Annotated in this window: 19 protein-coding genes and 1 pseudogene; 4 read left to right on the top strand and 16 right to left on the bottom strand. The window is 45.3% G+C overall.

The genetic code is table 11. The features are described 5' to 3' along the window. Window positions 1-2: 2 nt before the first annotated feature. From amyE to MHH79_RS01730, 3 genes and pseudogenes are all read right to left on the bottom strand, one after another. Entirely contained in the window at window positions 3-1,982 is a 1,980-nt protein-coding gene (gene amyE / locus MHH79_RS01740; protein ID WP_251218038.1) for an alpha-amylase, read from the bottom strand. A gap of 147 nt (window positions 1,983-2,129) precedes the next feature. After that, a pseudogene (locus MHH79_RS01735) lies at window positions 2,130-2,731 on the bottom strand (DUF6773 family protein). Between the two features lie 115 nt (window positions 2,732-2,846). Then, a complete protein-coding gene (locus tag MHH79_RS01730; protein WP_003246402.1) occupies window positions 2,847-4,280 on the bottom strand; it encodes a YfcC family protein in 1,434 nt (477 codons plus the stop codon). 149 nt (window positions 4,281-4,429) lie between these two features. Here MHH79_RS01730 and MHH79_RS01725 point away from each other — a divergent pair, with 149 nt between their 5' ends. Next, window positions 4,430-5,581: a M20 peptidase aminoacylase family protein gene (locus tag MHH79_RS01725; protein ID WP_100506660.1), complete on the top strand. Its 1,152-nt coding sequence runs from the start codon at window positions 4,430-4,432 to the stop codon at window positions 5,579-5,581. Window positions 5,582-5,619: 38 nt separating this feature from the next. On the opposite strand, the gene opuAC is transcribed toward MHH79_RS01725, so the two are convergent. Genes opuAC through opuAA form a run of 3 tightly spaced genes read right to left on the bottom strand, consistent with a single transcriptional unit; the run spans window position 5,620 to window position 8,607 of the window. Beyond that, the gene (gene opuAC, locus MHH79_RS01720) at window positions 5,620-6,501 is read right to left on the bottom strand and encodes a glycine/proline betaine ABC transporter substrate-binding protein OpuAC (protein ID WP_015382696.1); all 882 of its coding nucleotides are present in this window, start codon (window positions 6,499-6,501) and stop codon (window positions 5,620-5,622) included. Further along, a complete protein-coding gene (opuAB, locus tag MHH79_RS01715; protein WP_003234703.1) occupies window positions 6,501-7,349 on the bottom strand; it encodes a glycine/proline betaine ABC transporter permease subunit OpuAB in 849 nt (282 codons plus the stop codon). Before opuAB ends, opuAC begins: the two co-directional genes overlap by 1 nt. 1 nt (window position 7,350) lies before the next feature. Next, on the bottom strand, window positions 7,351-8,607 hold the full coding sequence (gene opuAA / locus MHH79_RS01710; RefSeq protein WP_015382695.1) for a glycine/proline betaine ABC transporter ATP-binding protein OpuAA: 1,257 nt from the start codon (window positions 8,605-8,607) through the stop codon (window positions 7,351-7,353). Window positions 8,608-8,896: 289 nt separating this feature from the next. Here opuAA and MHH79_RS01705 point away from each other — a divergent pair, with 289 nt between their 5' ends. Together MHH79_RS01705 and MHH79_RS01700 are read left to right on the top strand one after the other, a co-directional pair. After that, a complete protein-coding gene (locus tag MHH79_RS01705; protein ID WP_010886398.1) occupies window positions 8,897-9,199 on the top strand; it encodes a metalloregulator ArsR/SmtB family transcription factor in 303 nt (100 codons plus the stop codon). 68 nt (window positions 9,200-9,267) lie between these two features. Then, on the top strand, window positions 9,268-10,440 hold the full coding sequence (locus MHH79_RS01700; RefSeq protein WP_340034937.1) for an MFS transporter: 1,173 nt from the start codon (window positions 9,268-9,270) through the stop codon (window positions 10,438-10,440). A 286-nt stretch (window positions 10,441-10,726) separates the two neighbouring features. Here MHH79_RS01700 and niaP read toward each other — a convergent pair whose 3' ends face one another. The 7 genes from niaP to MHH79_RS01665 all read right to left on the bottom strand — a co-directional run bounded on the left by niaP (window position 10,727) and on the right by MHH79_RS01665 (window position 17,495). Next, window positions 10,727-11,929, bottom strand: coding sequence for a niacin permease NiaP (gene niaP, locus MHH79_RS01695; protein ID WP_015252880.1), 1,203 nt, complete (start codon window positions 11,927-11,929; stop codon window positions 10,727-10,729). Window positions 11,930-12,050: 121 nt separating this feature from the next. Further along, window positions 12,051-13,142: a toxic anion resistance protein gene (locus MHH79_RS01690; RefSeq protein ID WP_015382693.1), complete on the bottom strand. Its 1,092-nt coding sequence runs from the start codon at window positions 13,140-13,142 to the stop codon at window positions 12,051-12,053. A gap of 15 nt (window positions 13,143-13,157) precedes the next feature. Next, entirely contained in the window at window positions 13,158-14,771 is a 1,614-nt protein-coding gene (locus MHH79_RS01685; RefSeq protein ID WP_309530327.1) for a YceG family protein, read from the bottom strand. An 83-nt stretch (window positions 14,772-14,854) separates the two neighbouring features. Next, window positions 14,855-15,628, bottom strand: a complete 774-nt coding sequence (locus MHH79_RS01680; protein ID WP_003246458.1) for a TerC family protein — start codon at window positions 15,626-15,628, stop codon at window positions 14,855-14,857. A gap of 51 nt (window positions 15,629-15,679) precedes the next feature. Then, complete coding sequence (locus MHH79_RS01675; RefSeq protein WP_003241242.1) at window positions 15,680-16,258, bottom strand: TerD family protein; 579 nt, start codon at window positions 16,256-16,258, stop codon at window positions 15,680-15,682. Window positions 16,259-16,292: 34 nt separating this feature from the next. Beyond that, window positions 16,293-16,874 carry a TerD family protein gene (locus tag MHH79_RS01670; protein ID WP_003234723.1) on the bottom strand — a complete coding sequence of 194 codons (582 nt, stop codon included), beginning with the start codon at window positions 16,872-16,874 and terminating at the stop codon, window positions 16,293-16,295. 21 nt (window positions 16,875-16,895) lie between these two features. Beyond that, on the bottom strand, window positions 16,896-17,495 hold the full coding sequence (locus MHH79_RS01665; protein ID WP_015482760.1) for a TerD family protein: 600 nt from the start codon (window positions 17,493-17,495) through the stop codon (window positions 16,896-16,898). Between the two features lie 283 nt (window positions 17,496-17,778). On the opposite strand from MHH79_RS01665, the gene MHH79_RS01660 reads away from it, so the two are divergent. Beyond that, window positions 17,779-18,774: an LLM class flavin-dependent oxidoreductase gene (locus MHH79_RS01660; RefSeq protein WP_063336013.1), complete on the top strand. Its 996-nt coding sequence runs from the start codon at window positions 17,779-17,781 to the stop codon at window positions 18,772-18,774. 37 nt (window positions 18,775-18,811) lie between these two features. Here MHH79_RS01660 and znuB read toward each other — a convergent pair whose 3' ends face one another. The 3 genes from znuB to MHH79_RS01645 are packed head-to-tail and all read right to left on the bottom strand — an operon-like array spanning window position 18,812 to window position 21,321. Continuing rightward, a complete protein-coding gene (gene znuB / locus MHH79_RS01655; protein ID WP_041053073.1) occupies window positions 18,812-19,654 on the bottom strand; it encodes a zinc ABC transporter permease ZnuB in 843 nt (280 codons plus the stop codon). Further along, entirely contained in the window at window positions 19,612-20,307 is a 696-nt protein-coding gene (znuC, locus tag MHH79_RS01650) for a zinc ABC transporter ATP-binding protein ZnuC (protein ID WP_014475714.1), read from the bottom strand. Before znuC ends, znuB begins: the two co-directional genes overlap by 43 nt. 54 nt (window positions 20,308-20,361) lie before the next feature. Continuing rightward, on the bottom strand, window positions 20,362-21,321 hold the full coding sequence (locus MHH79_RS01645; protein ID WP_003234733.1) for a metal ABC transporter substrate-binding protein: 960 nt from the start codon (window positions 21,319-21,321) through the stop codon (window positions 20,362-20,364). Window positions 21,322-21,396 lie beyond the last annotated feature (75 nt).

Raw genomic sequence — 21,396 nt, 5'->3', positions numbered from 1 at the left:
CCTCAATGAGGAAGAGAACCGCTTAAGCCCGAGTCATTATATAAACCATTTTGCACGTAATCAAAGCCAGGCTGATTCTGGCCGGGCACTTGGGCGCTGCCATTATTAAAAATCACTTTGGCGTTGGTTGTATCCGTGTCCGCGGGCAGCGTCAGCGTGTAAATTCCATCTGCATTTTTAGTCATTGGTTTTCCAGGCCAAGATCCGGTCAATTCAATTGCCCGGCCCCCATCATGTTTATAGATATAAGCATTTACTTGGCTCCAATGATTCGGATTTTGATAGCCGATGGTTTTGGCCGAAGCTGGATCTCTTTTAACAAAGCTGTATTCCTCGGTCTTCGTTACCCCATCACTGTTCGTTCCTTTTAACATGATGGTGTATGTTTTGCCAAATGGATCTCCTTTTCCGATTGTGAATTGATCTCCATCCTTAAACGCTGTCTCTGGTCCATTATTGATTTGATAAACGGCTTTTGTTGTATTTGCATCTGCACGCAAGGTAATCGTCAGTTGATCATTGAAAGAATGTGTTACACCTGTTTTGTAATTCTCAAGGAAAACATGAGGCGCTTTTGCAATATCATCAGGATAAAGCACAGCCACAGATCTGGCATTGATCGTGCCTGTCAGTTTACCATCGTTCACTTGAAATGAACCCGCCCCAGCTTTATTATCATATCTGCCATTAGGCAATTTTGTTGGCGTATTGATAGAAACAGAGGAAGAACCTGCATTTGCCAGCACAACGCCATGTGAGCCGCGCTGATTCATAAATATCTGGTTGTTTCCATTCGGGTTCGAGAGTTCCTCAGGCTGTCCAGCCATCACATTGTGAAATCTATTGACCGCAGTGATAGCCTGATCTTCAAATAAAGCACTCCCGCGATCGCCTATTTGGCTTTTCCCCGGGAATCTCACACCATTTCCGCCTCCCTCAGGTCTGGAAAAGAAAAGAGGCGTACTGCCTGAACGAGAAGCTATCACCGCCCAGCCTAAACGGATATCATCATCGCTCATCCATGTCGACTCTTCATCATCATTGGCATACGTATCATGCGATTCTACCCATGTCACTAGCTTGTCCGCAGACACATCTGATGCATAGTGGGAGATATTCGACACGCCCAGATTACGATTCTTTAAAGCGGACCTTATGGAATGCCCATAGTTAGACGCTGTCACATTCATATAATTCGCATATGCAGCATCTCTTGAGGCACTATCCTGCAGGATTTCTCCGTATTGGAACTCTGCAGATGTATTTATGATATTCGGCCAAAATTGACTGCCGTAACTCCCATCATCCGGAAGCTCTATATGTTTGGCGGCATCAAATCGAAAACCGTCTGCCCCGTCATTCAATGCTCTTTCTAAGAACCTTTTCAGATAGGACTGTACTTGTGTATTTTGTGTATTCCAGTCATACAGCCCGAGCAATGAATTCTGCGTGACATCCCATCGATCAGACCAGTTTTTAATTTGTGTGTTTCCATGTGTCCAGTTTGGAATACTCTTAATCTCATTGGAAATCGCGGCATAGTCACTGGTGGTATGATTGATGACCGCGTCAACAATGACCTTTATGCCATATTCTTCAGCGGCTGCACACATTTCTTTAAATTCTTGTTCAGTTCCTAAGTAACGGTTGCCAATTTGGTACGATGTCGGCTGATAGAGCCAGTACCAGTTCGACATGCTTTTATTTCCTTGGTTCCCTTCCTTTACTTGGTTAATCGGAGACGTCTGAATGGCTGTATATCCTGCATCATGAATATCCTTCATATTGTGTTTTAACGTATTAAACGACCAATTCCAAGCATGAAGAATGGTTCCGCTTTTGATCGATGGCGCTGTAAGCTCATTTGATTTGTTAGCCGTTTCAGCATTCGAAGCCGTTGGTCCTGCCAGAACCAAATGAAACAGCAATAAAAATCCAGCGAATAACGGCAGTAAAGAGGTTTTGAATCGTTTTGCAAACATTCTTGACACTCCTTATTTGATTTTTGAAGACTTACTTCGGAGTCAAAAATCCCTCTTACTTCATTCTTCCGCTTCCTCCTTTCAAACTGATGTGAAGACTGGAGAATTTTGTTAACGCTTACATTTTAAATTATCACAATCAATCTATCAAAACAACTTGGCAGAGTGAATACAAATCAATGTTCCTATAAAAAAAGCTGCCCGAAACTGTGAACGCTTCCCTCGCTTTCCAAACAAAAAAAGAAACCATCTATTTTTCAAGATGATTTCTTTTTTATTTCTTCTTTTACCGCTCTTCTGTAAGCCAGCTTCACAATCACATACCGAAGCAGAAACAGAACGCCTCCGCAGACGATAAAAAGAAGAATCATTTTCAGCCAAGCGAAGAATGTATGGGGAATCCCCCTGTCGTACATCGTAAGCACCACTACCGCAAAGGCGACCGCAATTGATTCTATTCGCTGCTGCTTCACCCGTTTTTGCAGTTCTTCTTTGGTGTCTATTCTCGGCATGAGCATTCCGGATGCCGCAGCCCTGATGCAGTAATATAAGATAATGATGAACAAAAACACAAGGCTTGCAGCCCATTCTTTAAACGGAAATTCAAACATAATGCCGCGGATGATCACATCAAGCAGCGCAAATGCTCCCGCTATCATCCCAATCTCCGACCAGATTTTTTGTTCTTTTTCTTTTACTCTCTTATTTTTCCCATTCACGCCTGAAAGTCTATTACGCAGATTATTCATGACCTTCCTCCCGCACTTTTACGAATGGCTTATGGCTTACATGTTACAATAACAGCCTGCGCTTCTGCAATGAATAACTCAAAAGCCCGCCGTACAAGCCGGCGGGCAGCAATCGTTAAAACGGCCCCCAATTGATCATGACGCCGATCACGATAAAGACAAGCCCGATCAAGAACCAAATCAGAGCAAGCGGCACCATAAACCGCAGCCACTTGACATACGGAATACCGCTGGCGGCAAGCACTGCCATGAGAACGCCGGATGTCGGGTTCACACAGTTGACGACCCCTTCTCCAAGCATAACTGCCTCCACTGCAACCTGTCTCGTGATTCCCATCAAATCAGCGAGCGGCGCCAGGATTGGAATAAATACAACGGCTTCGCCAGACCCTGAAGAGATGAGAAAATGAAGCAGCGCACTGGCGATATACATGCCGATTGCCCCGGCAATCGGGCTGAATCCGTCCAAAAGTGAAGCCAAAGCATTGACGACAGTATCGAGGAGCTTTCCATTTTCAAGGATAACGGAAATGCTTCGTGCCATCCCGACAATCAGCGCCCCGTATACAAGGCTTTGGCAGCCCGTAATGAAGGTTTTGGCAATATCGTTCGCCGCAAGCCCGCCTATTAAACCGGCAAGGACAGAAATAAAAATAAATGTCGCAGCCATTTGGGAATCTGACCAGCCAAGCTTCAAAGCGCCGTATAAAAATCCGACAAGTGAGAGTCCCGCCACAGCCAAAATCAGCTTATGGCGAACGGTAAACGGCACTGACTGATCTTCTTCTTTACCGGCTTCGCCCATTCCTGCCGCAGGGAACCAATCTGTTCCTAACACACTGGCATCTTTTGATTTTTTTAATTTTCTCGTATACAAATAGATATAAATAATAGAAGACAGCAAAAAGCATATGTATATCACAACACGCAGGCCGATTCCTGAGAAAAGAGGGAGCTCCGCGATTGATTGTGATAAACCGAGCGGTGACGGTGATAATATGGTGGAGTTAAATCCAGCGTAGCAGCCGATGTAAATAACAGCGGCTCCCGCGACTGCGTCCCATTTTAAGGATCGTGCCACAATGAGGCCGATGGGGATAAAACCGATAACTGAATTCACGACAATCCCGGTTGTTCCGAGAATGGAGAACAACGCGCCGACAATACAAATAAATAATAATTGCTTTGTGCGGAATTTGCTGATGACATTGTAAATCAGGCCATTGATGGCACCCGTTTTTTCTAGAATAGCAATGGTGCCGCCTGTGAATAAAATCAGAAAGATGATGGGTGCTGATCCAACCATTCCATCCTGTAGAGAAGTAAAAAAGCTGATCAAGCTGACCGGAGACTGTTCAATTGAATGATAGCTTCCTGGAACAGCGGTCGTGACATCCCCCTTTGTCACGCGGTCAAATTCACCTGCCGGCACAATATATGAAGCGATTGCGCAAATGAAAGCAATCATAAATAAGAGGACATAGGCGTCAGGCATTTTAAATGTCATACGTTTTTTCTTAGGCTGTGTTTCGGCTGCTGGCATACTCATATTTCGATCCATCCCCTCTGTTTGAAAATATTCATTATTCTGAAAAGTAGCAATATGTGCTATATTATATACAGCCTATCTTCCTGTTTCAATATAAATAAAGTAAAGAAGGTAAAAATTCATTCTGATAGAAGGAGGTATTTCTTACCATGCAAAAGCTTTCAGAAGACATGAAACAAACCATTATGGATATCTTCGAGCATCTGCACGCGAACCCTGAAGTCAGCTGGAAGGAATATGAAACAACTTCATTTTTGAAACAAAAGCTTGAGGATTTAGGGTGCCGGACGCGCACGTTTTCAGACTGCACCGGGGTTGTCGGCGAAATCGGCTCAGGCTCACCTGTTGTAGCGGTACGCGCTGATATTGACGCGCTGTGGCAGGAGGTTAACGGCACATTTCGCGCCAACCATTCCTGCGGACACGATTCACATATGACAATGGCATTGGGCACGTTAATGCTGCTCAAAAAACAACCTGAGCTTCCGAAGGGCACAATCCGTTTTATCTTTCAGCCGGCAGAAGAAAAAGGCGGCGGCGCCTTGAAAATGATAGAAGAAGGCGTGCTTGATGATGTCGACTATTTGTACGGCGTTCACGTCCGTCCGATTCAGGAAACACAGAACGGCCGCTGCGCTCCGTCTATTCTGCACGGATCAAGCCAGCACATTGAGGGAACGATCATCGGGGAAGAGGCTCATGGCGCCCGTCCGCACCTCGGGAAAAACAGCATTGAAATTGCGGCATTTCTTGTACATAAGCTCGGACTCATTCATATTGACCCGCAAATCCCGCATACCGTCAAAATGACAAAACTTCAAGCCGGCGGTGAAAGCTCTAACATCATTCCAGGAAAAGCATCGTTCAGCCTTGATTTGCGCGCACAGACCAATGAAGCCATGGAGGCGTTAATCGCCGAAACAGAAAGAGCCTGTGAAGCGGCCGCCGCTGCATTCGGCGCAAAAATCGAGCTGCAAAAAGAACACAGCCTTCCTGCAGCAACACAAAACAAAGAAGCTGAAGCGATCATGGCAGAAGCCATTACAGATATCATCGGGGCTGAGCGGCTTGATGACCCGCTTGTCACCACCGGCGGCGAGGATTTTCATTTTTACGCCGTGAAGGTGCCGAATCTGAAAACAACGATGCTCGGACTAGGCTGCGGGCTCCAGCCGGGGCTCCATCATCCGCACATGACCTTTGACAGAAATGCGATGTTCAACGGCATTCACATTTTAGCGAATGCCGTATTAAAAACTTTTCAAAAGGCTGATTCACCCGCTGCCGCTTACGTAAAATAACGCAAAAAAAGCAGCCTGACACAGGCTGCTTTTTTTGATTACTTCTTCAAATCTTCAATTGAGTTGACATTTTTCATATATTGAGGAACAACAAGCCCCATCTTCACACCAGTCATACTGGTGCCAATATCATCATATTTGCCTTTATATTTAGCGGCGTATGCTTTATGGGTATTCGGCAGCCATGCGGAAAGGGATGCATCCGCACTTCCCGTCGCAATTGCAGTCCACATCGGCCCAGCCTCTACCTGAGTAAGTGTTACCTCATAGCCCAAGTCTTCTAAGACTTTGCCTATGACGTTTGTACTTGCAATCTCACTGTCCCACGCAACATAGGCAAGGTTGATTTTGTCTCCCTTCACCTTTTGAACGCCTTTTGTCCATTCGGCAATCTGATCCTTGTGTTTATTGACGTACTCAGCAGCAACTTTGGAAGGTTTCTCGCCTTCTTCCACCTTGATCATGATTTCGCCCATTTCGTCTTGCGTCCATTTAAACTGGCTCAGAAGCTTTGCGGCATTCGGCTGTTCTTTGCTGAAGCCTTTGCGTGTGATCGTATGGATTTCCTCTGCGCTGCCATAAGATTGTTTCGGATCATCGAGATATTTCAGCTTATATCTGGAGAACATCCAGTGCGGTGTCCATCCTGTAATGATAATCGGTTTCTTACGGTCGTATGACTTTTTAAGTGTAGCGGTCATCGCAGCACTTGACGCTGAAATCAATGTCCAGTCATTCAGGTCATAATCCTTCATCGCTTTGTCAGTCAGGGACATAATCCCTGAACCGGGGTCAATCCCGATGATGGTCTTATTCACCTGTTCTGCTGCGGATGCATTTTCATCGTTTTCTGAACCGCAGGCCGCAAGTGAGAGCGCCAGCATGGCGGAAACGCCGATGCCGATGATTTTTTTAAGCATCAGGCATTCCCCCTGCTTTTCTTCTTCACTTTAATATTTTGAGTAATACGGTCCAGGGTAATGGCAACGATAACGATGGCGATACCGGCCTCTACTCCGACCCCGGTTTTCAGCTGTGTAACGGCACTGTATACTTCAGAACCAAGTCCCGGTGCACCGACCATTGCGGCGATAACAACCATTGATAACGCAAGCATGATGCTTTGGTTAATTCCGGCCAAAATGGTTTTTGTCGCAAGCGGCAGCTGAACTTTAAACAAACGCTGAGCTGTTGTGGAACCGAATGCCTCAGTCGCTTCAATCAGATCCGCCGGCACTTGTTTAATACCGAGAACAGTCATGCGGATTGTCGGCGGCATCGCGAAGATAACAGATGCAACAACACCCGGCACAACACCGATGTTAAAGAAGAAAATCGCCGGCAATAGATATACGAAAGCAGGCATTGTCTGCATTAAATCAAGAATTGGCGTTACAATACGGCGAACCGTTTCTTTCTGGGACGCCCAAATTCCGATCGGAACTCCGACCACAATCGAAATAATCACAGATGTCAAAACAAGCGCCAATGTTTGCAGCATTGGGTCCCAATATCCTAAATAATCGATCAGGAGGAATCCAATCAATGTAAATAACGCAATTCCCCTTGTACTGATCCACCACGCAAGTGCGGCGAAAATAATCGTTAACAAAATAGATGGAATAAATCCAAGACCAGTGACAATTCCATTTACAAAAGCGGCCAATCCGTTTGCAATTCCGTCGAAGAATCCGCCAAACGTCATCGTAATCCAGTCAACAAAACGGTCAATGATATCTGCTAAAGGTATTCTAGGCAGTCTATCCATCTTACTTCACCTCCTGTGCAGAAGGATCTTGAGTTTGTCCGTCAGTGCCTTCAGCATTGATATACTCGTTATTGCCGGCAAGTGCGCCAATCAGCGCGCCTCTTACGACAATCCCTTTCATTCTTTGCTTCTCATCTACAACCGCAATTGGAATATTCGCGTCAGACACAACGTCAAAAATCTCTGTCAGATACGTATTCTCTGGTACAGTCGTAAATTCTGTATTCAAGATGTCTTGAAGTGACAAATCAGACTCAGCCGCTTTTTTCGCATCAGACGCATAGATAACACCTAACAATTTCTTTTGTTTATCCACTGCGTAAATCGAAGAAATTCCAAGGTTTTTCATCAGCGTCAATGCTACGCGAGGCCCTTTATCAATCCGCACTGTTTCAGCGCGTTTCATAATGTGGCCTGCTGTGAGGACTTTAGACAAATCAACATCCTCGACGAATTTTGCAACATATTCGTTAGATGGATTCATCAAGATTTCTTCAGGCGTGCCAATCTGAACGATGTTACCGTCCTTCATTAGGACAATTCTGTCGCCGATCCGCAACGCTTCATCCAAGTCGTGCGTAATAAAGATAATTGTTTTTCCAACATTATCGTGAAGATCAAGGAGCTCATCCTGCATATCTTTACGAATCAATGGATCAAGCGCACTGAACGCTTCGTCCATCAGAAGGATGTCAGGATCATTCGTCAACGCGCGGGCAAGGCCGACACGCTGCTGCATCCCGCCGGAGAGCTGGTCTGGATATTGATGTTCAAATCCTTCGAGCCCGACGAGCTTAAGAGACTCAAGCGCTTTTTGCTCCCGCTCTTGTTTGTCTACGCCTTGAAGCTCCAGTCCGTATTCTGTGTTTTCAAGTATCGTTCTGTGCGGGAACAGAGCGAACTTTTGGAAGACCATGCTGATTTTTTTCCGGCGGACTTCCCGGAGCTGGTCTTTTGACATATTTGTTATCATGTCACCATCAATGTAAATACTTCCGGCAGTCGGTTCAATAAGCCGGTTTAACATCCGTACTAAAGTTGATTTACCGCTCCCTGATAGACCCATGATGACAAATATCTCACCATCATATACTTCAAAATCTGCCTGATTAACCCCAACGGTTGATCCGGTTGCTTTCAGGATCTCTTTTTTTGTCTTTCCGTTGGCAAGCATTTGAACTGCCTTCTTTGTTTGTTTTCCAAAAATCTTAGAGACTTTCTCGACTTTTATCTTAATTGGTTTCTCATCTACACTCATATTTTCCCTCCATATTAAGCAATCTTTATTACCGTAACATTTATGTAACTCCCCGCACAAACAGCATATTCTCTTTTATTCTGTACCATTTCTTTATAAACATCCATGTGACCACATAATCTTATTTATGCTTCTAAATGCTCTGTAATCCTCCTATATGATTGTATTTTACGGGTGATTTTTCGCCTATCTTTAGTTGAAAACGCTTTTATCGGAATTGAATTCCTCCTTCCTCTTATGACTTCCTGCTCCTTTACTGGAAAAATAAGTTGCTTTTTCAACACCCATTATGTATTATAGTTTCATGACTATGAAACAATCAGATGATCAAATCAGAGCGCAAATTTTCAAAGCACTGTCTGATGAATCAAGGCTTGCCATTATTCGTACGCTTTATGTCAGCGGAAAAGAACTAAGCTGCGGTGAAGTAGGTGAAAAGTGCAATATTGTCAAAACCACGGCATCTTATCATTTTAAAACGCTGCGTGAAGCGGGATTGACGGCAACTCGGAAAGATTCGCGGACAAAATACGTCAGTCTGCGTGAAGACACATTTCAAACTTACCTGCCTGGCTTTTTGGAAACCCTCTAACAAAGGGTTTTCTCTATACATATCTGTTTTATAGTTTCAAAGTTATAAAACAATAGGAGTTATAAAATTTGAATCGCATTTGGCTTTTCTTCAGTGTCATGTTTGTCATTGGCACGGATACCTTTTTGCTTTCGCCGCTTCTCCCCCTTTTACAGGATCAGTTTCATGTTTCTACTGATTTGTCAGGCTGGATGGTCAGTGCTTATGCACTCGGTTATGCGCTCTTCGCTTTCATTGCAGGCCCAATCTCAGACCGGCTGAACAGGAAAACAGTCATGCTGTGGGGACTTGCAGGCTTTATCGTATCCACGTTTTTATGCGGCATCGCTCCCTCTTTTGCCGCCATGTGCCTGTTCCGTTTTGCCGCAGGCGTTAGCGCTGCGTTTGTGACGCCTCAAATTTGGGCGTCCATCCCAGTCATTGTCCACCCTTCTCAGATCATAAAAGGCATGGGGATTGCGACAGCAGGTTTGGCCGCTTCACAAATGCTCGGACTTCCTATTGGAGGGTTTCTCGCTTCCTTTACATGGCATACGCCATTTTTCGTTTTGTCAGCGTGCTCGCTCATTCTTCTATTGCTCCTGGCGGCGGTCATGCCTGATATCCGGCCTTCTGAACAATTGATACGCCCATCAATTGTAAACCCCTATCGGGAGCTTTTTTCATTGCCGAAAACATCGGTTATTCTGCTTGCCTATTTTCTGTTTCAAACCGGAAACTTCGCTTCGTTCAGCTTTCTGGGTACTTGGCTTTCCGCAGATTATCATTTAACCGTGTCACAAATTGGCGCAGCTATGCTTGTACTCGGACTGGGAAATATGCTCGGGAGCCTTATCGGCAGCCGGGTTTCAGAAAAGCTGGGCATGTTTAAAACACTGATCAGCGGGATGCTGCTAATGGGCGCTCTCTATTTCGCTCTTCCGTTCTTTCCAAACTTGTTTTTTGTAGAAGCCGGCTTTTTTCTCACGTTCTTTACAGCTGGCATCATCTTTCCGTTAATGATGAGTGTCTTTCAATCCATTGCACCAAATGCGCGAGGAACCATCGCTTCCCTTTCCAATGCCGCTATGTATGCCGGAACCACTGTCGGTACAAGTATTGCAGGTTTTTTATATCAAAGCACACAGCATTTCGGAGCTGTCACAGGATTTACTGCCATTTTGTTCATACTTTCTATGACGCTCTACCAGACAATCAGTAAAACCGGGAAACGCCGCTCCGCAGCCCGGGCGCAATTGTAAAAAAAGCACCTCATTCAAGAGGTGCCTCAGATTGTTGACAAAATCCTAAAATGGTTTTCATTTTAGGATTTTGTCATCTTTTCAGCGTGATTGAAAACCCTTGAAGTCTAGGAAGGACGAGCATAGGAGCGGACATTCACAGGATGTGATGACGACGGCGTTTAGGCAGGACGCCTGAGAATTTAGCCGTTGATCCACTTCGCATTGAGCGCCGAAGCGCAGTCCTGACAACGAATGCGAGGGTTTGTCGACACGCTGAAAGCACCTCTTTCAAGAGGTGCTTTTCCTATTCCAGCTCAGTTTGTTTCGTTTCTTTCCCCATAATCAAAATACAAGCAACCGCGAGTAAGATTGCAATGCAAAAGATTGAAAAGATGACCGAAAACGAAATATGACGGGCTGCCAGGGTTCCGACGAGCAAAGGCCCGAAGATGCCGCCGATTCTTCCAAACGCTGCTGTCGTTCCTGAACCTGTTGCTCGAATCGCAGTCGGGTATTGCTCCGGGGTATAAGCATACAGCACGCCCCACGCACCGAGATTGAAAAACGATAACAGCATTCCAGCCGTAAGCAGAAGACTTAAGGAATCCGCCGTTCCGAAGAAATAGGCGCTTCCTGCTGTACCAATCAAGTAAATGACGAGTATCCACTTCCGGCCTGCTTTTTCAATCAGCCAGGCGGCAGAGAAATAGCCCGGTAGCTGAGCAAGCGTCATCAGCAGGACATATTCAAAGCTTTGAATCATGCTGAAGCCTTTCAGCAGCATGACACTCGGCAGCCATAAGAACATGCCGTAATAAGAAAACACCACACAGAACCAAACGATCGACAGCATTACGGTCGGCCGTATATACTGTCTTGCCCAGACGCTTTTTACATTCTCCCACACCGACCTCTTTTTGGCAGAAAGCGATTCATATTTCGGCGAATCAGGCAGACTCGTCCGCAGGTACAGCGCATAAAAAGCAGTCAGCGCAGTTAACAGAAGGGCAGCCTGCCAGCCGAAGCTTGGTATCACAAAGTAAGAAATCAAGGCCGCTGCGAGCCAGCCCACGGCCCAAAAGCTTTCCAAAAGCACAATCACTCTGCCCCGCTTTTCAGGCACAACCGCTTCCGAAACGAGTGTTGAAGCGACTGGAAGCTCGCCGCCAAGTCCCATTCCGATCACGAAACGAAGGATTAGAAATGCCGATAAGCTCGTCACAAAAGCGGAGATGCCGCTTCCGATGGAAAAGCATAAAAGGGTGATGATGAACACTTTTTTGCGGCCGATTCGATCAGCAAGCAAACCAAACAAAAACGCACCCGCAGCCATGCCGATGGAATTGACGCTTCCGATCCATTTCATTTCCTCGGGCGACAGATTCCACTCTACATGGAGCGCGGCGATAATAAACGATAATATTCCGACATCCATTGCATCAAACAGCCACCCCAAACCGGCGACGCCCAGCAGTTTACGCTGGGATATAGGCTGTTGTTTTCCCATTGCCAACACCTCTGATATGCAAAATGATTACCGTTTAAGTTTACACCTGTCTTTACACATTGTCATTAACTAAATGATGTAAATGAAAAACCCCGCTTATGTTCCACAAGCGGGGTTTTTATTATTGCTGCAATGCTGCTTTTTTAATATTATCCTGAAGCTGTGCAATTCGTTTCGCGCCGTCTTCGCGGAGGCGTTTGTTTTCTTCCTCGATTTGTTTTGTTTCCTGCATGCCGCTGACAATGGTGTTCCAAGACGATTCGATCGTTTCAATATCGATGCTCGGTCTGCCGGCCATTCTGGCAATTTCAACACTTTGGCTCGAGATGTTTTCAGCATTTCGTTTCAGCATCTCGTTTGTCCGGCGGTCAAGCTCGCTCATGGAATCAGCCACAAGCTTTTGCCGCTTTACCGTAACAGCCTGAATAATGCCGTTTTTGAAAATCGGAATGGTAATGATAAACGCGGAGTTGATTTTCCCGATCAGCTTTGCATTTCCTCGCTGCAGGAGACGGATTTGAGGTGCGGTTTGAAGCGCCACCATCCGTGCCATGTCCAGATCATACACCCGTTCCTCAAGCGCCTGAATGCCGTTGCGCAACGTATCGAGCTGCATTTGCGCCAGCTGGTTCCCGCTTGCCGCTTTTTCCTCATATGAAGGAAGGATCGACTGCATCTCTTCCAGTTTCATCTGCCCGGCAACGACGTATTTTTCAAGCTCCATATAGTATTTGATATTGTTTTCATACATTTCATCGAGCGTGTAGTTCGTCTTCGTCATCTCATCTTTGTATTTTGAAATCTCAACGTGGATTTTTTCAATCTCTCCGCCAAGTGTCTGATACTTTTTAAAGATTTTTTCAATCATGCTGCCGCCGCGTTTGAAAATTTTCGCCATTAATCCCTTTGGCTCATCAAAATCATTTTTGTCGAAGCGGTCCATGATTTTCCCAAGCTGAGTCAGCATTGTGCCGGAGTCTGTCACGCTTGTTGTTTTCATCATCCCCAAGATGCGGTCAGAGAACTTGGATATTTCAACGGCCGGCTCCTTGCCATACTCAAGCAGCTCCATTTGGTTTTTGACGTCAATTTGTTGAGCAAGCCGCTTTACTTCTGGTTCCTGACGGAGCTGAAGACGGATATCGTCAGCTTTTTGCTGGGAAATCTCTTCATTTTTATCGAGAACAAGCGGATTTTGATTTTCTGTTGTCATGCTTTTCTTCTCTCCTTATTTTTGGGTAATGGTTCTGAAGAGCCTTTTTACAAGCGAAGGCTCTTTGTAGTCCTGCTGAAACACCATGTCGTCCAGCCAGTGGATATCATACTGGTCCTCTTCAATAAACTGCTCAATATCTTGGTGTCCGGGCGGATTATAAATGATGATATCGATTCCGATTTCATTCAGGAACAGCAGGGCGGCAGCATCCGATCGCGTGAGTCCGCCGCTCATTTCCGTATGATATAAAACGAGTTTCGGAACGGTTTGCGCATAGTCGAACATTTGAATCAATTTCAGCAGATTAGCAGGCAGGTTTGTTGTTTGTTTAAACAAATAGATTTGAACATCCTTGACTTGTTCCTGATGCAAAGCCTTAAGCCGCGGGTGCCTGCACATTCTCGAAATCGTTTTGGCAATGGCAGTCTGAACGCCCGCCGGCAGCTGTTTGTACTGCCACACATTGCTTGCCATCAGCTTGTCCGGATCAATGTTCCCTTCTTGATCAAGTGCGTGGCTGTAGTGAAATTGATAGTTCGACTTTATTTCTTCTGTAAATGGAAAGCCTCTTACCATTTCTGTTTCCTGATAATCCGCTAGAGTATGAAGCCTGTTCCAATATTCCTTATTGTCTTTCGACACGCCCATAATTTTGGCGAATACATTCGGAATCTCAATTGAATGTTTATCTGCTCTGAAATTCGGCCGAATAAAGGCGCGTTCTTTCGTGATTAAAAACAATTCATCATAGGTCGTTTTCAGCGTAACGGACACCGGTGTGTGATCTCTGAACTGCCACGGCTTATACAGCATGGATTCCTCGTGATTCAGCACATGTTCAATTTCCTTTGTTGAGCGGTAAGCCACTGTTGATTTCCGGTCAGGTTTTTCTTTCGGAAACGGCTGAAGCTCCGAAACATCCGGGAGCTTTTCCGTAAAACCGAGCTCCTGCTTCGGGTCGACAAGCGCCAGCTGATCCGTTCCCGCCGGATGGAACAGTAGTACATCACAGCCGACTAGCATCAGATAATATAAGAAATAGAGCTGGCTTTTCGTCGCATCTCCATACCAAACAACCTTCGGCATCTCCCGCTCTATATCGGTTTTTTCCAGCCAAGGATTCAGGTGGTTTAAGGAAAACTTCGAGACATCAAGCAGCACTCTGCGAAAATCAGGATGATTCAGCCCCTTTTCATGACTGTCCGCAAAGGTATGTAAAAGCGTCATCAGCGCTTTTCTTAAATGGCGGTGCATCAAGGGATTTGAGTGCTTCGCAATCAGCTTTTCCCCGTCCAGAAAGGCAACAAAGCGGCTGACTGACAGCCCTTTTTCTTTCTGATTGATGGAATGAATATGCTGAAGCTTTTGAAATGTTTCCGGTTCGATTGTTTTATCAAGCGTTTCACTCAAAATCGTTATGCGGTCGTTTACAGACAGCTCATACAGCTCGTTATAGTAGTCCGTCTCATCAATAGGCGTGCCCAATATCTGACCGGCAAGACGAGAAAAAGAAAGGCCTTGTGCAGTTTCATAGTGATCCCGCTCCGGCAATGGCTGAAACAGCAGGCTTTTCCAATCGCCATCAGCCGGAAGTGCTTTATGAATGGTTAGTTCTTCTTGTCTCATCATATCCTCCTTTCCGGTTTGTCATTGAACGATATTTCGGTAACAAAAAAGGAAGGACATTGAACCTCCCTCCTTGTTTTGTTTTATTCTTCTTTTGAAGCGGCTGTTTGTTCGCGCACCTGCTTTTGTTTATTGATGTAGTGAATAATCAATGTTACCGCAAATGCAGCGATAATGATGATGAAGAATACGGAGTGCGGCATTTCGTAATGGAAAGCGCTCCCCGCCATTTTCAGCGCGATAATGCCGATTAAGACGAATGCTGTGTTTTCCAGCTCAGGAATTTTATCAATCAGCACAAGGAACACTTTTGCCACTGTACGCATCATTAAAATACCAAGCATACCGCCGATCAGAAGCACCCATACTTTTTCAGATACTGCAAACGCGGCCAGGATGCTGTCCACAGAGAAGGCAAGATCCATTAATTCTACTGAAATGACAGTCGCCCAGAAGATCCCGAACGTGCGGACCATCCAAGAGTTTTTCTTCATGCCGTCCGCTTCCTCTTCTTTTTCGCCTATCCAGAAGTGCTTAATGACGAGCCAAGCCAGGTAAAGCGCGCCAAGCACCTTGATCCACCAGAATTTAATGAGAAGCATACCGAGCCCGATGAAAATAAACCTGAAAATATAAGCTCCAAACAAACCATACGTTAACGCTTTTTTCCGCTGTTTTTCCGGCAGGTGTTTAACCATGACCGCAAGAACAAGCGCGTTATCGGCCGATAAAAGGCCTTCCAGAACAACAAGGGAACCGATTAAACCCCAGGAAACAGGATCAGTCAGAACTTCCCCCCACATTTTCCAATCGAAAAATGAAGCATACGTAGACAAAATATGATGTAAAAAGTCCAAGTTTTTTCCTCCTATTAATTTGAAACGGTGACTTCTCTATTTGTCACTCGCTTACACTTGCAAACCGTAATTCCGGCACAATGCAGCCAGCCCGCCGGAAAATCCGCTGCCGATCGCATTGAATTTCCACTCGCCGCCGTGTCTGTAAAGCTCACAAACGACAACAGCTGTTTCAATGGAGAAGTCTTCTCCCAAATCGAAGCGAAGAAGCTCATTCTGCGTTTCTTCATCCACAACGCGGACAAATGCATTGGAAACTTGTCCAAAGTTTTGGCTGCGTGCTTCAGCGTCGTGAATGGTCACTGTGATGCCGATTTTCTCAATGTGAGCCGGGATTTTTGAGAAATCAACGATAATCTGCTCATCATCTCCGTCGCCCTCACCCGTGCGGTTGTCACCCGTATGGATGACACCGCCGCTCGGATGTTCAAGGTTATTATAGAAGACGAAATCGAGATCATTTACGCAGTTATCATGCGCATCAACTAAAAAGGCCGAAGCATCCAGGTCAAAATCGTGTCCGCCGGAGTACTTGTTTGTATCCCAGCCTAAGCCGATCACCGCTTTTGTCAGTCCCGGATTTGTTTTTGTTAAATCAATGCGCTGTCCTTTTGATAATTGAATGGCCATACTGCCTCTCTCCTTTCTGCTCTTCGTATTTGTCTTAACCGACTTGCAAACCGTAGTCTGTTGCAATGCGGGCAAGGCCGCCTTGGTAGCCTGAGCCGATTGCGGAGAATTTCCACTCGCCGTTATGTCTGTAAAGCTCCCCTGCAATGATTGCCGTTTCAATAGAGAAATCTTCTGCAAGATCGTAACGGATGAGCTCTTCATTTGTTTCTTCATTTACGATGCGGACAAACGCGTTTGATACTTGTCCAAAGTTTTGGCTGCGCGCTTCTGCATCGTGAATGGTAATAACAAATGAGATTTTATCAATGTTTGCCGGTACAGCGCTGAGATTTACTTTTACATTCTCATCGTCGCCTTCGCCAGCACCAGTCAGGTTGTCGCCTGAATGAACGACTGAACCGTTGCCGCCTTCAAGCTGGTTGTAGAAAATAAAGTCGTTTGGAGATGCGCATTTGCCTGCAGCGTCTAACAGAAACACACTTGAGTCAAGATCAAAGTCGTGCCCGCCGTCATACTTGTTCGTATCCCAGCCTAAACCGACAACAACCTTTGAAAGACCCGGATTTGTTTTTGTTAAATCTACTTTTTGTCCTTTTGCCAATGAAATTGTCATGTTTCATCCACTCCTTTTCTTTTATACGTATCTGCTGATAATATCTTCTAATCTCGTATCGTTTGTGCCCTCACCGATCGCCGCAAACTTCCACTCACTGCCGCTGCGGTAGATTTCTGCTGTAATCAGGCTTGTTCTGCCGGCATAATTGTCTCTCAAATTGTACTTGAGCATTTCTTCATGATGAGATTGATCAACTACGCGGATAAACGCATTTTGAATCATGCCGAAATCTTGTTTTCTTCTGACACAATCGTAAATGTTTACTACAAATACAAGCTTATCGATGTTTGCAGGCACTTTATCTAAATCTATCATAATTTGCTCGTCATCGCCCGCACCGTCACCCGTCAGGTTGTCGCCTGTATGCTGTACACCGCCGCAGCGGCTTTTCAGGTTGCCGAAATAAATCAGGTTTTTCTTATCGGTAAATTTTCCGTTTTCCAGCATCAGCACTGAAGCGTCACAGTCGATATTCGGACCGCCTCCGCCAAGCAGTTTGCTGAAGAATCCTCCGCCTGAGGACACTGGGTCCCAGCCGAGACCGACCATCAATTTTGACAGACCGGCTTTTCCTTTTGTTAAATCAATTCGTTGACCTTTTTCTAAAGAAATTGCCACACGATTCACTCCTACTCATCGAAATGTGAAGATAGTCACATTTATTTTTACGCTCACAAGGAAAATAAGCCGTAAATTACTAATATATACGTTTGTTATTATATCAAAGTTTCGTAAAAGTTAAGAATAATTGACGAAAAACCTCGAAAAAAAACTTCCATATTTGATATATGATTTGCAAATGCTATAAAGTGCGCTTCTTAAACAAACCATTTGACGCGGGCAAGTCATTTTGCCTATTCTGGTGTCACCATCTAAAAACAGACAGAAAGGAAGCGGCCTTTTGATTCATTTAAGCATACTTGATCAGGCACCTGTTTCTAAAGGAGAAAGCCCTGTGACAACTCTTCAGCATTCGGTTGAGCTTGCCCAATTAAGCGAAGAGTGGGGCTATAAGCGTTATTGGTTTGCCGAGCATCACAGCACGAAAGGACTGGCAAGCACAGCGCCTGAAATCATGATCGCCCGCATCGCAGCACAGACAAACACAATTCGTGTCGGATCAGGCGGCGTGCTTCTGCCCCAATACAGCCCATTTAAAGTGGCTGAAACCTTTCGCCAGCTTGAGGCCCTGTATCCAAACCGGATTGACCTCGGCGTCGGTCGTTCTCCCGGCGGCACGACAAAAACCAGGCTTGCATTAACGGACGGGGTGAAAAAAAGCTTAACCGAATTTAACAGACAGCTGCAGGATGTCTCTTATTTTCTAACAGATTCCCTTCCTCCCGACCATCCGTATGCCGGAATCAAAGCGGCGCCCCTTATTGGTACGGCACCCGAGCTATGGGTGCTCGGTCTTGGTGAAAACAGCGCAAGACGCGCGGCGCACCAGGGGATTGGATATGTATTTGGGCATTTCATTAATCCCGAGCGAGGAGAAAATGCATTCCGCATCTACCGGGAAAGCTTTCGGCCCTCAGCCCATTTTTCGAATCCGTCCGCACTGTTTACGATTTTTGTCATTTGCGCAAAAACAGATGAAGAGGCAGAAGAACTCGCATTAAGCCAGGATTTGTGGCTTCTTCGCGTCGGGAAAGGCTTGGACAGCCGCGTGCCAAGCATCGAGGAGGCGAAAGCCCATCCCTATACAGCGTCCGATAAAAAACTCATAGAAGAAAACAGAAAGCGGATGGTGATCGGTTCTCCAACCACTGTCAAACAACAGCTGTTAGACCTCACAGACCGCTATGAAACAAATGAAATCATGGTTCTGTGCAATGTATTTGATTTTGAGGCGAAAAAAGAATCGTATGAGCGCCTTGCCGGATTGTTTCTATAAAAAAAGCAGTTTTCCCTGGGGAAAACTGCTTTTCATGTTATCGGCGCCTTTTTTTGCGCTGAGCTTCTTTTTTGATAAACGTCCAAACTCCCTGAACTGCAAATCCGATTAATAGCAAAACGATCAATAGCAGGGTAATAGACGGACCTGGCGGCGTCCCGAGCTGATAGGATGATGTCAGTCCCGTAAATACACTGAATAACGAAATGAGTATGGCTGTAATGAAAACCATGTTAAAGCCTTTTGCAATTCTGATGGCGAATGCTGCCGGCAATACGAGCAGGGCCGAGACAAGAAGGACCCCGATGATCGGAATAATGACTGAAATCGCAAGGCCTGTGACAATACTGAATGACAATGAAAGAACGTTTGTATTGATTCCCGATGTTTTGGCTGTTGCTTCATCAAACGTCAGCAGGTAGAGCGGCCTTCTCAGTACGATAAAATAAAGCAGGATCAGCAGTGTGATAATACTGATAATATAGACCTGCTGCTGGTTGACTGTCACAAGCGATCCAAATAGGTATTGATCGATGCTCATATTGGCTGTGCCTTTGGAAAGGCTGATTAAAAACATCGCGAAGGACAAACCAGCTGCCATCAAGATCGCAATGGACACTTCTGAATAAGTCCGATACGCCCGCCGCATGTATTCAATTCCGATTGCGCCGATGGTCACGACGACTATGCTTGCTGCGGTTATATTGGTGCTGAGAAAAAAGCCGATGGCAACACCTGACAATGAGATATGTGAAAGTGTGTCAGCCATTAAGGCCTGTCTTCTGAGAACGAGATACACTCCTAGTATCGGAGCCATGACGGCGATCATGCCGCCTGCTAGAAAAGCTCGTCGCATGAATTCCAAGTCAAACATTTCCATCCGCCTTTTTCTCCTCTCTCTAATCGAATCACTTTATCTAAAAATTGCTGTACTTCGTTTTGTTCGTGAGTAACCATCACAACTGTGCGGTTGTGATTTTTCACAAGGTGATGCATAAATTCGTAAAATCCTTTTCTGCTGTCGTAATCAACAGCTGTCGTCGGTTCGTCCAGCATCAGCAGATCCGGGTTGCTGGCAAGCATTCTGGCGATACAGATTTTCTGTTTCTGTCCGCCTGATAAATCACCGATTTTACGATGGCGGAGCTCCCACATTTCCACCATTTTCAGTGCTTTTTCTACTTCAAGATGATCTTCTTCATTTAAACGTTTAAACCATTTCCCTTTTGTGTAGCGGCCTGACTGAACAAGCTCCAGCACCGTGCTCGGAAAGCCGGCATTAAATGAAGAAATTTGCTGCGGGACGTACCCTATGGTCAGGCGTTTCCCTTCTGTATTCCTTTTACTGATCGTCACTGTGCCTTCCCACGGTTTCAGCATGCCGAGCATTACCTTTATGAGCGTCGATTTAGAGGCGCCGTTTGGTCCAGTGATGCCGACGAACTCACCGCTTTCAATATCAAGTGATACTTTATCTAAAACAGGCGTATGGGAATAGCCGAAAACGATATCTTTCAATGAGACGAGATTCATGTTAATCTTCCTTTCTCACAAAGAAATAGTGTGCACCCTCCGGCGCACACTATCTTATGATTTAACCAATAGTGAATCTTTCAGGGCATCGAGGTTTTGTTTCATAATGTCGATATACCCTAAACCTTTATCCTGTTCTTCTTTGCTCAAGCCTTCCAGTGTATTCAGCACTTCTGTCTTCGCGCCGATTTCACTGGCGAGCGTATCTGCGACCTTTGAGGATGCAATTTCTTCAAAGTAAATGACTTTTACATTATGTTCTTTGGCATATGTTTTCAGCTTTGCCAAGCTGGCTGCGCTCGGTTCTTGGTCAGGTGAAAGCCCTGCAATCGGAACCTGCTTCAAGCCGTATTCTTTTGCCAGATAGCCAAAAGCTGTATGCTGCGTGATAAATTCTTTTTTCTCCGCTTTTTTTGCGGTTGTACGATATAGTTTATCAAGATCCTGCAGTTTTGCAATATATTCTTTACTATTTTTCTCATAGTATTCTTTGTTATCCGGGTCCTGCTTCACGATTTGCGCCGTAATATTTTTAACTTCCTTCTGTGCCAGAACAGGGCTGAGCCATACGTGAGGGTCCATTGCATGACTGTGCTCATGCTCTCCATGATCATGCTCTTCGTGTTCTTCTTCAGAGCCTTCCATTAAATCAATGCCTTTGCTTGCATTAACGAAAACGGCATGGCCTTGGCCCATGCTTTTTTCAGCTGACGGAACCCATGTCTCCATGTATTCACTATTATAAACGAACAAATCAGCATCCTGAATGTTGGCAATGTCTTTCGGCGTCGGTTCCCAATCATGCGGTTCAACGGAAGATGGGATTAACAGATCCACATCGCCTTTGTCTTTTACAATTTGTTTTGTGAATTCATACATCGGGTAGAACGTTGTGACAACGTGCAGTTTATCACCCTTTGAATCCGCCGACCCTTTTGTTGATGAGTTGCCGCATGCTGCAACTAATAAAAAGCACGCTGCAATCACAAACAAACCGCTCCATTTTTTAAACATATCGTATATCCCCTCTTTTTCAGTAACTTTAAATCAAAATGATAACGATTTTGTAATCCTATATCATAATAAACC

It is taken from the genome of Bacillus sp. FSL K6-0993 (assembly GCF_037977205.1).
GTDB classification, from domain to species: domain Bacteria; phylum Bacillota; class Bacilli; order Bacillales; family Bacillaceae; genus Bacillus; species Bacillus subtilis.
The sequence above is the reverse complement of the archived record's forward strand: the minus strand, read 5'-3'. Positions and strand labels throughout refer to the sequence as shown.

Bases quoted from the DNA above. Each gene is read 5' to 3' on its own strand.
- MHH79_RS01730 (WP_003246402.1), bottom strand. From the start codon at position 4,280: ATGAGTATGCCAGCAGCCGAAACACAGCCTAAGAAAAAACGTATGACA.
- opuAC (WP_015382696.1), bottom strand. From the start codon at position 6,501: ATGCTTAAAAAAATCATCGGCATCGGCGTTTCCGCCATGCTGGCGCTC.
- amyE (WP_251218038.1), bottom strand. From the start codon at position 1,982: ATGTTTGCAAAACGATTCAAAACCTCTTTACTGCCGTTATTCGCTGGA.
- MHH79_RS01685 (WP_309530327.1), bottom strand. From the start codon at position 14,771: ATGAGACAAGAAGAACTAACCATTCATAAAGCACTTCCGGCTGATGGC.
- MHH79_RS01705 (WP_010886398.1), top strand. From the start codon at position 8,897: ATGTATTATAGTTTCATGACTATGAAACAATCAGATGATCAAATCAGA.
- opuAA (WP_015382695.1), bottom strand. From the start codon at position 8,607: ATGAGTGTAGATGAGAAACCAATTAAGATAAAAGTCGAGAAAGTCTCT.
- znuB (WP_041053073.1), bottom strand. From the start codon at position 19,654: ATGGAAATGTTTGACTTGGAATTCATGCGACGAGCTTTTCTAGCAGGC.
- niaP (WP_015252880.1), bottom strand. From the start codon at position 11,929: ATGGGAAAACAACAGCCTATATCCCAGCGTAAACTGCTGGGCGTCGCC.
- MHH79_RS01670 (WP_003234723.1), bottom strand. From the start codon at position 16,874: ATGACAATTTCATTGGCAAAAGGACAAAAAGTAGATTTAACAAAAACA.
- opuAB (WP_003234703.1), bottom strand. From the start codon at position 7,349: ATGGATAGACTGCCTAGAATACCTTTAGCAGATATCATTGACCGTTTT.
- MHH79_RS01725 (WP_100506660.1), top strand. From the start codon at position 4,430: ATGCAAAAGCTTTCAGAAGACATGAAACAAACCATTATGGATATCTTC.
- MHH79_RS01675 (WP_003241242.1), bottom strand. From the start codon at position 16,258: ATGGCCATTCAATTATCAAAAGGACAGCGCATTGATTTAACAAAAACA.
- MHH79_RS01690 (WP_015382693.1), bottom strand. From the start codon at position 13,142: ATGACAACAGAAAATCAAAATCCGCTTGTTCTCGATAAAAATGAAGAG.
- MHH79_RS01645 (WP_003234733.1), bottom strand. From the start codon at position 21,321: ATGTTTAAAAAATGGAGCGGTTTGTTTGTGATTGCAGCGTGCTTTTTA.
- znuC (WP_014475714.1), bottom strand. From the start codon at position 20,307: ATGAATCTCGTCTCATTGAAAGATATCGTTTTCGGCTATTCCCATACG.